Here is a 13,436-nt window from a genome sequence, read left to right as displayed (position 1 = left end):
GGTGATTCTAGGTTGCGGGAGCTCGGGCCGAGCAGGCGCGCCGGGGTGGAGGGCCGCCCCCGCCCCCCTGCCCGGTGCCCGCCGCCCCGCGTTCACGCCGCCGTTCCCGGCACGCCATCCGCGGGGCGGCGCGGGGACCGGCGGCAGGTGACGGAACGCCAAGACGTGGCACGGACCCCCCATCCCGTTAACCGGGGATTCCCGCGAAAAGCGGTGGTGATAGATGTACTGAGCCGGTATTCGCATGAACGGCTGCTTTTTCCAGAAGCTCTGTACGGAGATGAAGACGCAATGTTCCAGCGCATCATGGTCGCCATCGACCCCACCGCCGCCCGCCACGCCGCCCTGCGCACGGCCCACGGCCTCGCCCGGCTCTCCGGCGCCCGGGTCCACGTCCTGCACGTCGCCACCTCCGCTGTCACGTACGACGCGGTCATGCCCCTCGAGGACGACGCCGAGGCCAAGGCGATCCTGGCCGAGGCCCTCGCCGAGGTCCGCAAGGACGGGGTCGAGGCCGACGGCGCGCTCGCGACCGGCCTGGTCCAGCAGGTCCCCGAGACCATCACCGAGGAGGCCGAGAAGTTCGGGGCCGACCTCCTCGTCCTCAGCCCGCACCACCGCGGTTCCCTCGCGGCGCTGTTCAACCCCCGTATCAGCGACGCGATCGCGCACCGCGTCGGCATAGCCGTGCTCCTCGCCCCCGAGGACCCCGAGCACGTCGAGGGCACCGTGAGCGCCGAGACCGCCGAGAGCGCCGGGGCCCCCGCCGGCGACGCCAACTGACCGTACGCACAGGCCGGTCGGCGAACCGGCCGTGAGGGCAGCAGGCCCGGTCCCGCGAACGGGACCGGGCCGCTCGCGTTCCCGGCGCGCATCCCGTCGGGCGGCCGGGGCGCGCCGTGCCCTGCGCCTCGGGTGTGATAGCGTCTCGCGCCGAGTGGCGACAACGATGTCATCCCCTCTCGTGAGAATGCGGCCGGAAGGGCCGCGAGGAGCACACCCCTCACCGAGTACGGGCGGCGTCCCAGGCCTGCAACCCCGCGTGTGACGCCCCTCCTGTGCCCTTCCGCGACGTCCTCGACGACACTGCGCCCGACCCCTGGGCAGTGGGCATCCGCAGGCATCTTCCCCCGGGTCGGCGGCCCTTGTGCGCGCCGGGCAGAACGCCGGTGCCGCCGCGCCCCCGCCGACGGGTGCGGGGGCACCGGCGTCGCGGGCTGTGCCCGCGGAGGGGCCGTCAGCAGTCCTTCTCGCGCAGCGAGTGCAGGTAAGCGCTGGACCGGCGGGCGAACGACAGGGAGTCGGCCGGGGCGTCGTGCTCGGTCTGCCAGTGGTGGGACAGACGGCCCCCGTGGGTGCGCGTCACCGCCGAGATGAACCGCTCGTAGTCGATGTCGCCGTCACCGACGTCGACCATGCGGTAGCCGTCGCCGGCGGTGTCGTCGCGCTCGCCGTCCTTGACGTGGAAGAGCGGGTAGCGGTCGGGCTGCTTCAGGACGTAGCGCAGCGGGTCGAAGGGGGCGGGGGTGCCGTCGGCGCGCCGGGAGAAGCGGTACTGCCCGACGAACGCCCAGTAGATGTCCATCTCCAGGTACACCAGGCGCGGATCTGTCTCGGCGAGGAGCACGTCGTACAGCCGGACGTTCGGGCGGTCGGTGGCGAAGGAGAACTCGTCGGCGTGGTTGTGCTGGTAGAACTTCATGCCGCGGGCCCTGGCGGCGGCGCCGAACACGTTGAACTCCTCGGCGCAGCGCTTCCAGCCGTCGACGGTGCCGCCGTAGCGCCAGGGGCCGGACGCGGTGCCGATGTGCTTCAGGCCCAGGGCCTCGGCGTCGTCGAGGACCTTGGTGAGGTTCTGGGCGAAGGTGTAGGCACCGGGGTTGTTGTCGTCGTAGTAGCCGACGTGGCTGCCGATGGCCTTCAGTCCGTGGTCGCGGGCGAGCCCGCGCAGCTGGGCGAGGGTGATCGCGCCGGCCGAACCCTGGGTGTAGCCGGCGTACTCGATCTCGTCGTATCCGTACTTCCCGAGCTCGGCGAAGACGGGCGCGAAGCCGAGGGTGGAGACCTTGTCGCGCAGCGAGTAGAGCTGGATGCCGAGGCGGCCGGGAGGCAGCACGGGGCGTCCGTGACCGCCCTTGCCGTGGCCCCTGTGGTGGTCCTTGCCGCGGCCCCTGTCGTGCGCGGCGGCGGAGGGGGCGGTGGCGCCGAGCAGGGCGGCCGCGGAGGCGCCGGCCGCGACACCGAGCATGCCGCGGCGGCTGAGCTTGCGGCTGAGCTCGGGGTCAGGGGTGCCGTTTGTACGACTGTTGCCGCTCATTGTGGATAACTCCCTGTTGTCGGTGGCGTGTGGTTCAGTGAGGTCAGTGCAGTCCTGCCAGGCGCAGGAGCAGGGACTTCACATCGGTGGCCTCGAGGCGGTCGCTGACGGCACGGGGGACGGAGCAGAGAATGAGGGGACCTTCGTCGTCGCTCGTCGGCAGGCGGCCGTGGCTGCCGCGAATAGGCGAGGGATCGAGCGGTACGACCGCCATGCGGTAGCGCATGCCGAGCTTCTTGCGGGCGAGGGCCGTCGCCGCCTTCACGCGCACGTAAGGGTCGGCGGGGTCCATGAACAGCTCGACGGGGTCGTACCCGGGTTTGCGGTGGATCTCGACGAGCTGCGCGAAGTCCGGCGCCCGCTCGTCGTCGAGCCAGTAGTAGTACGTGAACCACGCGTCGGGGTCGGCGACGGCGACGAGTTCGCCGGAGCGGTGGTGGTCGAGGCCGTGCCGCTTCTTGCCCTCGTCGTCGAGGAGTTCGGCGATCCCGGGCAGCGCCGTCAGGGTCGCACGGGTGACCTCGAGGTCCTCGGGGCGGCGCACGTACACATGGGCGATCTGGTGGTCGGCGACCGCGAACGCGCGGGAGGCCATCGGGTCCAGGTACTCCATGCCGTCCTGGGTGTGGACCTCGAGCAGGCCCGCGCGACGCAGCGCCCGGTTGATGTCGACGTGACGGCTGACCGGGGTGATGGCGTACTCGGACAGGACGATCACGGTGCGGCCCTCGCGCCGCGCGTCGTCGAGGAGCGGAGCCATCGCCGCATCCAGATCAGTGGCCGCCCGGCGGGAGCGGGGGTCGTCCGGGCCGTGGCGCTGCAGGTCGTAGTCGAGGTGCGGAAGGTAGCAGAGAGCGAGATCGGGGGTGCGGGTGCGCAGGATGTGCCGGGTGGCGTCGATGATCCAGCGGCTGGAGACGATGTCGGCGCCCGGGCCCCAGAAGTGGAAGAGGGGGAAGGTGCCGTACGCATCGGTGAGTTCGTCGTGGAGCTCCGGCGGGCGGGTGTAGCAGTCGGGTTCCTTGCGGCCGTCGGCGTAGTAGACGGGGCGCGGGGTGACCGTGATGTCGGTGTCGGCGCCCATCGCGTACCACCAGCAGATGTTGGCGACGGTGTAGCCGGGGTGGGCGCGGCGGGCGGCGTCCCAGAGCTTGTCGCCGGCCACCAGTCCGTTGTGCTGGCGCCACAGCAGGACGTCGCCGAGCTCGCGGAAGTACCAGCCGTTGCCGACGATGCCGTGTTCGGAGGGAAGGGAGCCGGTGAGGAAGGTGGACTGTGCGGCGCAGGTGACGGCCGGGAGGACGGTGCCGAGCGGGGCCCGGGAGCCGGCGTCGGCGAATCGCCGCAGGTGCGGCATGTGCTCCAGCAGGCGCGGCGTGAGACCGACGACGTCCAGGACGAGCAGCGGGGTCGGCCCGGCGGTGGCGTTCATGGGAGTTCCTTGAGGCCGAGGTCGTGCAGGAGGTCGCGGGCGAGGCCGAGTTCGGCGGCGATCCCGTCGGCGAGCTGGGCGCGGGTGCGCGGGCGCAGCTCGGCGGGGAGCGCCTGCCAGGTGTAGGTCTCGACCTCCAGGTGGTGGGTGAGCGGTACGGGACCGCCGACGAGGTGGCCGAGGGCGGCCTTCAGGACGCCGAGGGTGGAGGTGAGGGGCGGTGCCGGTGGCGCGTGCAGGGGCACGTGGAAGTGCGAGCGCCAAGGGGCGCCGGTGGGGAGTGCGTCGGGGGTGAGGGCCTCGTGGAGGTCGTCGGTGCTGTGGAGGCCGTCGGCGGTGCGGGTCCGGGTCTGGTGCAGGAAACGGGGTTCGGCGAAGGCGGCCAGCGCGTCGCGCACGCCGGCGAGATGGGGGTGTTCGGCGTGGAGTGCGGCGGAGAGCTGGACCTTGGGGATGGCGATGCCGGCGGCGGTGAGCGCGTTCAGCGCCGCGACGGGTTCTTCGAAGGAGGTGGCGAGATGGCAGGTGTCGACACAGATGCCGATGCGGGGGTGCGCGACGGCCGTGAGGGGCGCGATCGCGTCGGCGGTGGTCTCGATGGTGCAGCCCGGCTCGGGTTCCAGGGCGATCCTGATGGATTTCCCGGTGAGCTCGGCGAGCGCGTCGAGACGTTCGGCCAGGGTGGTGAGGGCGGTGCGGGCGGTCGCGGCGGCGCGTTCGTCGAAGACGGTGCGCCAGGCGAGCGGGAGGGTGGAGACGGATCCTTCGGTGACGTCGTCGGGGAGCAGCGCGGCAAGCAGGTCGGCGAGGACACTGGTGTAGGCGAGGCGTTCGGGTTCCGTCCAGTCCGGCCGGTAGACGCGGTACTTGACCTCGTTCGCGCCGAAACCCTCGTACGGGAAGCCGTTGAGGGTGACGACCTCCAGACCGCGCCGGTCGAGGTCGGCGCGCAGTCCGCGCAGGGACGCCGGATCGGTGTGCAGGGCGCGCGCGGCGTCCTTGGCGAGCCACAGGCCGACGCCGAGGCGGTCGCGGCCGAGGCGCCTGCGAACCGGTTCGCAGTGGTCGCGGAGCTGGGCCAGGACACCGTCGAGCGTCTCGGCGGGGTGCACGTTGGTGCAGTACGACAGGTGGACGACGGAGCCGTCGGGGTGGCGGAAGCGCATGCTGGCCGTCCCCTCATTCCCCGCCGCGGAGCACGGAGTTGCCCTCGTGCAGGGCCCCGGTGGCGGGGGCCTCCACATGGAGCCTGCCGCTGCGGCCGTAGAACGCCACGGGATTGCGCCACAGGACCTGGTCGACGTCGTCGTCGCCGAAGCCGGCGGCGAGCATGGCGTCGGCGGTGCGGCGGGTCTTGAGGGGGTCGCTCTTGCCCCAGTCGGCGGCGGAGTTGACGAGGATCTTCTCCGTGCCGTGCGCCTTCAGCACGGCGACCATGCGGTCCTCGTCCATCTTGGTGTCGGGGTAGACGGAGAACCCGAGCCAGCAGCCGCTGTCGGCGGCCTCCTTGACGGTGGTCTCGTTGAGGTGGTCCAGGAGGACGTGGTCGGGGTCGAGTGACGACTCGCGGACGACGTCGATGGTGCGGCGCATCCCGGCGAGCTTGTCGCGGTGCGGAGTGTGCACGAGGGCGGGCAGTCCGTGGTCCGCGGCGAGCTGGAGCTGGGCGGCCAGCGCCGTGTCCTCGGCCGGGGTCATGGAGTCGTAGCCGATCTCCCCCACGGCGACGACGTTGTCCTTGACGAGGTAGCGGGGCAGGGCGTCCAGGACGGGGGTGCAGCGGGGGTCGTTGGCCTCCTTGGGGTTCAGGGCGATGGTGCAGTGGTGCGCGATGCCGTACTGCGCCGCCCGGAAGGGTTCCCAGCCGAGGAGGGAGTCGAAGTAGTCGAAGAAGGACTCGGGCGAGGTACGGGGCTGTCCGAGCCAGAAGGAGGGTTCGACCAGGGCGCGCACACCGGCGTCGTACATGGCCTGGTAGTCGTCGGTGGTGCGGGAGGTCATGTGGATGTGGGGGTCGAAGATGCGCATCAGGGCTGCTCCGTGGGGGAGGTCAGGGCGAGGAGGCGGTGCAGGTCGACGGGGACGGCCCGGCCCGCGGCGGTGCGCTCGGCGGCGTAGTCGCCGAGCATGCGGGCCAGTTCCGCGTCGCCTCGGGCGCGGTCTTCGAGCCGGTCGGCCGCGCCCACGGGGACTCCCGTGAACAGGCACTTCAGGAGGGCCTGACGCCAGCTGTGCGGGTCGAGGTGCTCGGCGGCGTAGGGGCCGACGGCGGCGGCGACCAGGCGGGTGTCGTTGGTGCGCAGGGCGTCCTCGACGAGGGGCAGACCGTCTGCCGGATCGGGTGCGAGGTCCGGCAGGACGAGCAGGACCGCGCGGCGTTCCGCGGCGGTGCCCTGCTGGTACAGCCGGGTCAGGGTCCGGGCGTCGGGACGTGCCTCGCGGAGCAGGAGGACGCGGACGGCATCGGCCTGCTCCTGGCCGCAGTGGCGGCCCGTGGAGGCGAAGCTCAGTTCCCAAGGGGCCACGGTGCGTCTCGGGCCGGGGATCTCCCGGGACGCGGCGGCAGAGCGGGCGGCGTCGGCGAGGGCCGTGTCGAGCCAGGTGCGGGCTTCGTCGCCGAGACGGTCGCGGAGGTCCTCACGGGTGGGTGCGGTCATGCCGTTGCTCCGATCGTGGCGGCGTGGGAGCGCAGGAAGTCGAGGGAGGTGCGCGCGAGTTCGGGTCCCGCGTGGGAGTGGCGGGGCAGTTCGACGACGGTCAGGCCCTGGTAGCCGGTGGCCGCGAGGGCCTGGAGCACGGGCGGGAAGTCGATCTCGCCGTCACCGAAGGGGAGGTGTTCATGGACGCCGCGGCGCATGTCCTCGATCTGGACGTGCCGCAGCCAGGGCGCGGCCTGCGTGACGCAGTCGGCCGGGGCGTCGGGTTCGAGGCATTGGCAGTGGCCGATGTCGAGCGTGAGGCCGAGCGGTCCGGGGTCGCCGAGGAGTGCGCGGAGGTGGTGGAAGTCCTCCAGGCGCGCGAGGAGGTGGCCCGGTTCGGGTTCGACGGCGATCGGGACGTCGGCGGTGGCGGCGGCGTCCAGGACGGGGGTGAGGGCGGATTCCAGGCGCTCCCAGGCGACGGCGGCCGACGTGCCGTCGGGAGTGATGCCGCTGAAGCAGTGCACGGCGTGTGCGCCGAGGTCCGCGGCGACCCGCACGGCCCGTACCAGCAGCCGGGTGCGGGCGGCACGGGCGTCGGGGTCCGGGTCGAGGAGGGAGGGGCCGTGCTTGCGCCGCGGGTCGAGGACATAGCGGGCCCCGGTCTCGACCGTGACCTGGAGGCCGAGCCGGTCCAGGCGCCCCGCGAGGCGGCGGGTGCGGCCGGCGAGATCGGGCGCGAGGGGGTCCAGGTGCATGTGGTCGAGGGTGAGTCCGACGCCGTCGTAGCCGAGGTCGGCGAGGAGGGCGAGCGCGTCGTCGAGACGGAGGTCGGTGAGGCCGTTGGTTCCGTAGCCGAGGCGCAGGGTCATGTGGGGCTCACCTTCCGGGCCAGCCGTCGGGCCAGGGGGCCGAGCGCGAGGACGGCCAGCGCGGTGGTGCCGGCGCCGGCGCGGGCCGCCAGGGCCGATTGCAGCGGGATCATGGCGCGGATTCCGGCGCCGACTCCCCGTTGGGTCAGCGGCGGGGAGGGATTCAGAGCGGCGTGCAGGAAGGGGGTGAGGGCGGTGCGGGCGTAGGAGGCCGCCGCCAGGGCGGCAACCGCCCGGGGCGGGTTCAGCGGTCGCCCGCCGGCGAGTGCGCGGGCCCCGGAGCGGTGGCCGGCGGACGCCGGGAGAGCCTCGTCGCGTGGGGACCGGCGGGACGCGCGGAGCGAACGGAGCGCATCGGCGCCGCCGGCGGTGATGGTGGCGATGCCCGCGGTCACGGCCATCGCCGCCAGTGGAGCCGCGGTGGAACCGCCTTGCGTCTCGTGCCGGGACACCGAAGTGACGGCGTAGGTGTGCGCGCCGAGCAGTCCCGCGTGGGGCAGGGCGGCGGCGAACGCGCCGGGGCGGGTGGCCGTCGCGCCGAGCAGGAGGCCCAGGGCACGGGCCGAGGCCATGGCCGCCGGACCGGCCGGAGTGTGTTTCAGAGCCAGGTCGTACGACCAGACCGTCGCCGCCAGGACCGTGGCAGCGGCCAGCGGGGCGCGCCCCGCGCGGCGGGCGAGTGCCAGCCCGGCCAGGGTGAGCGCCCCGGCCGCCGTCAGGGCCGCCACGGGGGTGATCCGGCCCGACGGGATGGGGCGGTGGGGGCGGTCGACGGCGTCCTCGTCGCGGTCGGCGTAGTCATTGAGGGCCATACCCGCGTGGTAGAGGCACAACGACGTGCCGACGGCGAGGAACGTGCCGCGGTGCGGGCGCCTCCCGACGGCGGCCGCGCCGGCGAGGGCGTCGCCGGGCACCGTGAACAGGGCGGAGATGCGCAGCAATTCGGCCCAGGCCCACAGCCGCGCGGCCCGGACCGGCGCATCGGGCGCCGGGGTGCCGTCGGTCAGCCGGGCGCCGTCGGTCAGCCGGGCGCCGTCGCACGTCTTCCCGTGCCGGCCCGGAGCGCACCGGCACGGATGTCCCGCCGTCGGGACCCGGCCGTCCGCGGCGACAGCGGAGGTCTGCGGGCCCGGTGGGGGCGTCACCGTGACTCCCCCAGCCTGGCGGCGAGGGTGAGCAAGGCGGCGTACTGGTCGGCGAGCGCGGCGGGGGCACCCGGGTCGGGGTCCTTGAAGTAGAAGGCGAGCTCGGGCAGCGGGCCGGTCAGTCCGGCTTCGTGGGCGCGCGCGACCAGTCGGGCGAGGTCGATGACGAGCGGCGCGGCGAGAGCGGAGTCGCACCCCTGCCATGTGGTCTGCAGCACCATGCGGGTGCCGAGGAAGCCGTCGAAGGCGATGTGGTCCCAGGCGGTCTTCCAGTCGCCGAGAGCCGGCACGTCGTCGATGTGCACCTCGCCCTCGGGGACGCCGTCGAGGATGTCGGCGAGGACGCGTTCCTTCCCGGCGTTCTTGGCCGCGGCCGCCGCGGGGTCCGCGAGGGCCGCCCCGTCGCCGCCGCCGAGCAGGTTGGTGCCGGACCACGCCCGCACCGACAGCGCGCGCTGCACGAACATCGGGGCGAGGACGGAGCGGAGCAGGGTCTGCCCCGTCTTCCCGTCCCGGCCGGCGTACGGAAGGCCTCGTGCGGCGGCCGCGTCGGCGAGGGCCCCGGTCCGTATCCCGGTGGAGGGGGTGAAGTTCACGTAGGAGCAGCCCGCTTCGACCGCCGCGGCGGCGTAGAGGGAGCTCGCCGGCAGGCGCGTGCTGCCGGGTTCCGGCACGGGTTCGGTGGAGGCGACGTTGACGACCACCGTCCGGCTCAGGGCGTGGCGCCGGGTGAAGGAGGTGATGTCCGCCGCGAACGCCGCGATCAGTTCGTCGTCGCCGCGGGTGTCGCCCGGAAGGGGGCCGCCGGTGCGGATCTCCTGGTCGGCGGCGGCGAGTTCGGTGTGGAGGGCGGACGGCAGGCCGTGCGGGAGGACGCCGCCCTCCGCGAGGAGTTCGGCCCGCTTGCCCAGGGGGCAGGCAGCCGTGTCGTGTCCGCCGAAGACCAAGGACGACAGCGCCGGAAGACCGGCCTCGGCGAAGGGCGGGGTCTCGGTCACCATGCCCGTCGCCGGGTGGAGCCCGGCGGTGACCGCCGCGCATCCGGCGACCGCCGTGGTGGCGACAGAGCCGCGGGCTCCGATGAGCCACACTCCGGTGCGGTCGGGCGACGGGCGGTCCGGTGCCTGGGCGTGCGGATTGGTCACGGCTGCCTCTCCCTGCTGCGTGGGGGTGGGGGCGGCGGGCGGGGGCACGGCGTCTCCCCGCCCGCCGCCGGCTCGTGGGTGCCGGCAGGGACTGCCCTATGAGGAGGGCAGCTCCTTGATCTGGACATTGCGGAAGGACACCTGGTCGTCGGCCCCGTGGTTCTGCAGGCCGATGTAGCCGTCCTTCAGGCTGCGGGCGGGGTCGGTGTTGGTGAAGTCGTTGATCTTCACTCCGTTGAGGAAGACCTGGAGCCGCTCACCCTGGACCTTGATCTCGTAGCTGTTCCACTGGCCCGGAGGCCGCAGCACCTGGTCGCGGGCCTTGAGGTTGGCCGACTTGAAGCTGTAGACGGAGCCGGTGGTGCGGTCCGGGGCGTCGGTGGCGTCGATCTGGACCTCGTAGCCCTTGTCCACCGCGGACCAGGGATCGTCCGAGGCCGGGAAGCCCACGAAGACACCGGAGTTGTCGTCGCCGTCCATCTTCCAGTCGAGCTTCAGCGAGTACGAGCCGAACTGCTTGGCCTGGTACCACAGCAGGCCCAGGCCGCCCTCGGTGCGCAGTTCACCGTCGACGACGTTGAACGTGCCGGGGCCTGCGTGCTTCCAGCCCTCGAGGGTGTGCCCGTTGAACAGGTCCCGGTAGCCGGTCTGCGGCTTGCAGTCGGCCTTGACCTGTCCGACGGCGTAGCGCAGTCCGCCCAGGAGGTGCTGGCGGAAGGCCGGCTCGGCGTAGGACTCTTTGGTGTGCCCGAGACCGGTGTAGAAGGAGCGGCCGGACTGGTAGGTCTGGCACCAGGCGATCGGGTGGTCGCCGCTCATCGTGCCGCCCTGGTAGGTGGTCTCGTCCAGGGTGGCGAGGACGCGGACCTGGCCGCGCGGGTTGGTGCGGTAGTTGTACAGCTCGTCGGTGTGCTCCCAGCCGGCCTCGTCGAGGTGCGCGGTGGCCGGGTGGTCGTGGTCCTCGACGCGGACGGTGGCCTTCTGGATCTGCGGGTGCCCCTGGAAGTAGGCGCCGACGAGGCCGCCGTAGAAGGGCCAGTCGTACTCGGTGTCGGCCGCGGCGTGGACGCCCATGTAGCCGCCCCCGCCCTTGACGTAGTTCTCGAACGCCTGCTGCTGCTCGGCGTTGAGCACGTCACCGGTGGTCGACAGGAAGACCACGGCGTCGTAGCGGGCCAGGTTGTTGGTGGTGAACTGCTTCGGCTCCTCCGTGGCGTCGACGGTGATGTTGGCGGAGGCGCCGAGTTCCTTCAGCGCGGCCACGCCGGTGGGGATGGCGTCGTGGCGGAAGCCAGCGGTCCTGGAGAAGACCAGGACGCGCTTGGCGGCGCGGTCGGCCGGGGTGTCGGAGAGCTCGAAGTCGTCCATGTCGTACAGCGCCCCGGATCCGCCCTTGAAGACCAGGAAGAGCTCGGTGGTCTTCTTCGGCACGGCGCGCAGCGGCACGTCGATCTCCTGGAACGTCTCCCAGCTGCCGGTGACCGGGACGGGCGCCGAGCCGAGGATCGGGCCGGTGGCCGAGCCGGTGCGCACCTCGAGGAAGCCGCCGGAGCCGCCGGAGGAGACCCGGGCGGTCAGCCGGACGGAGCCGGTGAGGTTGTACGGCTTGAAGGAGATCCAGTCGCCGTTGTCGATGTTGCCGACGGTGCGGCCGCCGTGGGCCTCGGCCTTGTCGAAGAGGTCGACGCCGGACGAGGCGGTGAAGTGCTCGGCCTGCCGGTGGCGGGGCTGGAGCTGCGCCTGGTCGTGGCCGGTGAGCGCCTCCTGGCCGCCGCCTCCGCCGTCGGTGTACTCGGCGTCGATGACGCCGAAGATGTTGGCGTTGGGGTCGTGGCCGCCGTCGGCGGAGGTCTTGATGGTGCCGGAGCAGCCGTTGACGGAGGTCACGGGGTGGCCGTGGCTGTCGTGGCCGAGGATGTAGGTGACCTTGACCTTGGAGCAGTCGACCGTCCCGTCCTCGGGGTCGGTGACGGTCACCTTGAACGGGATCTCGTCGCCGAAGTCGAACAGCGCGCCCTCGGCGGGCAGGTCGAGGGTCACCTTGGGCGCGGTGTTGCCGACGACGACCTGGACGCTCGCGGACGCGGTGCGCCCGGTCGGGTCCTTCACGGTGAGGTTGGCGGTGTAGGTGCCGTTCGTGCGGTAGGTGTGCGCGGGGTCGGCCGTGGTGGAGGTGCCGCCGTCACCGAAGTCCCAGGCGTAGGTGAGGGCGTCGCCGTCGGGGTCGGTGGTGCCGGCCGAGGAGAAGGCCACCTTCAGCGGAGCGGTGCCGGAGGTCTTGTTCGCGGAGGCCTCGGCGCTCGGGGAGCGGCCGTCGGTGGCGTTCTCGATCCGGTACAGGGCCGAGTGCTCGTCGCCGCCGAACCAGGCGGTGCCGTAGTCGAGGACGTACAGCGCGCCGTCCGGGCCGAAGGCCATGTCCATGATCTGCGTGCCCGTCCAGGGAACGTCGTTGATGGACTGGACGGTGCCGTTGTCGTCCTGCTCGATGCGCTTGATCCAGCGGCGGCCGAACTCACCTGCGAAGAAGTCGCCGTCGTACGCCTCGGGGAACTTCACCGGGGAGTCCAGAGCGGGGTCGTAGTGGTAGACCGGGCCGCCCATCGGGGACTCCGAGCCGCTGCCGAACTCGGGCACGGAACCGCCGTCGTAGGGGATCCACGCCGCCTGGGCGGGCGGCAGGTCGGTCAGGCCGGTGTTGTACGGCGAGTCGTTCTTCGGCGCGGCGCAGTCGAAGGCCGCTCCGGACTGCCCGGTCGCGAAGTCGTAGTCGACGTACGGGTCGTTGTTCCCGGTGCAGAAGGGCCAGCCGAAGTTGCCGGCCTCGGTCACCCGGGCGAACTCGACCTGGCCGCCGGGGCCGCGCTGGGGGTCGGCCGCGCCGGCGTCCGGCCCGTAGTCGCCGACGTAGGCGATGCCGGTCTTCTTGTCGACGCTGAAGCGGAACGGGTTGCGGAAGCCCATGGCGTAGATCTCGGGCCGGGTCCTGTCCGTGCCCGGGGCGAAGAGGTTGCCCTCGGGGATCGTGTACGACCCGTCCTCGGCGACCTTGATGCGCAGCAGCTTGCCGCGCAGGTCGTTGGTGTTGCCCGAGGTCCGCCGGGCGTCGTACGCGGGGTTGCGGCCCGGCCGGTCGTCGATCGGCGCGAAGCCGTCGGAGGCGAACGGGTTGGAGTCGTCACCGGTCGACAGGTACAGGTTGCCCTGGGCGTCGAAGTCGATGTCGCCGCCGACGTGGCAGCAGATGCCGCGGGTCGTCGCGACGTCGAGGACCTTCTTCTCGCTGGCGTTGTCGAGGCTCCAGTCCGCCTTGAGGGTGAAGCGCGAGAGCCGGTTGACGCCGTCGAACTTCGCGAAGTCGGCGGCCGTGCCCTGGTCGGGGGCATCGCCCGCGGGGGTGTCGAGCGGGGGCGCGTAGTAGAGGTAGATCGCCCGGTTCTGGCTGAAGGCCGGGTCGATGCCGACGCCCTGGAGTCCCTCCTCGTCGTGGGTGTAGACGGGGACGGTGCCGATCACCGTGGTGGTGCCGGCGGCGTCGGTCCTGCGCAGCTCGCCGTCGCGCGAGGTGTGCAGCACGCTGCGGTCGGGCAGGACGGCGAGCGACATGGGCTCGCCGGTCTCGGTCTCCCCCTTGGCGAGGGTGACCTGCTGGAACGCCTCGGCCGCCGCGGCGGCGGGCTCGGTGTCGAGCGGGCTGGCCGATGCCCCCGAGGGGGCTGCGACGACGAGGGAGGTCGCCGCTAAGAGGCTGCCGGTGAGGAGCGCGAGTCCTTGTCGGATCCGTGAACGGTGTGTTCCGGGCCGTTGTCTGTGCACGTGTGTCCTCCGGAGGAACGGTCGTACGGACGGATGGTGCTGCCGTGCGGTATTTCCCGGGGACCGGCGT

The 13,436-nt window shown here is 72.5% G+C and carries 10 protein-coding genes; 1 reads left to right on the top strand and 9 read right to left on the bottom strand.

The genetic code is table 11. The features are described 5' to 3' along the window. The first annotated feature begins 291 nt into the window (after positions 1-291). Entirely contained in the window at positions 292-783 is a 492-nt protein-coding gene (locus ACFYXS_RS33525) for a universal stress protein (RefSeq protein ID WP_389255131.1), read from the top strand. A 454-nt stretch (positions 784-1,237) separates the two neighbouring features. Here the strand turns inward: ACFYXS_RS33525 and ACFYXS_RS33520 are convergent, their stop codons facing one another. The 9 genes from ACFYXS_RS33520 to ACFYXS_RS33480 form a co-directional block, all read right to left on the bottom strand. Then, complete coding sequence (locus ACFYXS_RS33520; RefSeq protein WP_389255129.1) at positions 1,238-2,317, bottom strand: sugar phosphate isomerase/epimerase family protein; 1,080 nt, start codon at positions 2,315-2,317, stop codon at positions 1,238-1,240. A 43-nt stretch (positions 2,318-2,360) separates the two neighbouring features. Further along, positions 2,361-3,749, bottom strand: coding sequence for an alkaline phosphatase family protein (locus ACFYXS_RS33515; RefSeq protein WP_389255127.1), 1,389 nt, complete (start codon positions 3,747-3,749; stop codon positions 2,361-2,363). Next, complete coding sequence (gene eboE, locus ACFYXS_RS33510; RefSeq protein WP_389255125.1) at positions 3,746-4,915, bottom strand: metabolite traffic protein EboE; 1,170 nt, start codon at positions 4,913-4,915, stop codon at positions 3,746-3,748. Before eboE ends, ACFYXS_RS33515 begins: the two co-directional genes overlap by 4 nt. 13 nt (positions 4,916-4,928) lie before the next feature. Then, the gene (locus tag ACFYXS_RS33505; protein WP_389255123.1) at positions 4,929-5,777 is read right to left on the bottom strand and encodes a TatD family hydrolase; all 849 of its coding nucleotides are present in this window, start codon (positions 5,775-5,777) and stop codon (positions 4,929-4,931) included. Then, the gene (locus tag ACFYXS_RS33500) at positions 5,777-6,406 is read right to left on the bottom strand and encodes an EboA domain-containing protein (protein WP_389255121.1); all 630 of its coding nucleotides are present in this window, start codon (positions 6,404-6,406) and stop codon (positions 5,777-5,779) included. The genes ACFYXS_RS33505 and ACFYXS_RS33500 overlap by 1 nt, the downstream gene beginning before the upstream one ends. Next, positions 6,403-7,260, bottom strand: a complete 858-nt coding sequence (locus ACFYXS_RS33495) for a sugar phosphate isomerase/epimerase family protein (protein WP_389255119.1) — start codon at positions 7,258-7,260, stop codon at positions 6,403-6,405. The genes ACFYXS_RS33500 and ACFYXS_RS33495 overlap by 4 nt, the downstream gene beginning before the upstream one ends. Continuing rightward, positions 7,257-8,267, bottom strand: a complete 1,011-nt coding sequence (locus ACFYXS_RS33490) for an SCO3242 family prenyltransferase (RefSeq protein WP_389255362.1) — start codon at positions 8,265-8,267, stop codon at positions 7,257-7,259. Before ACFYXS_RS33490 ends, ACFYXS_RS33495 begins: the two co-directional genes overlap by 4 nt. A 134-nt stretch (positions 8,268-8,401) precedes the next feature. Beyond that, complete coding sequence (locus ACFYXS_RS33485; RefSeq protein WP_389255117.1) at positions 8,402-9,550, bottom strand: inositol-3-phosphate synthase; 1,149 nt, start codon at positions 9,548-9,550, stop codon at positions 8,402-8,404. A gap of 96 nt (positions 9,551-9,646) precedes the next feature. Further along, on the bottom strand, positions 9,647-13,366 hold the full coding sequence (locus tag ACFYXS_RS33480; protein ID WP_389255115.1) for a ThuA domain-containing protein: 3,720 nt from the start codon (positions 13,364-13,366) through the stop codon (positions 9,647-9,649). Between the last annotated feature and the right edge of the window lie 70 nt (positions 13,367-13,436).

This window comes from Streptomyces sp. NPDC002574 (assembly GCF_042889545.1).
Taxonomy (GTDB): Bacteria; Actinomycetota; Actinomycetes; order Streptomycetales; family Streptomycetaceae; genus Actinacidiphila.
This window is presented reverse-complemented; position numbering and strand designations above follow the sequence as displayed.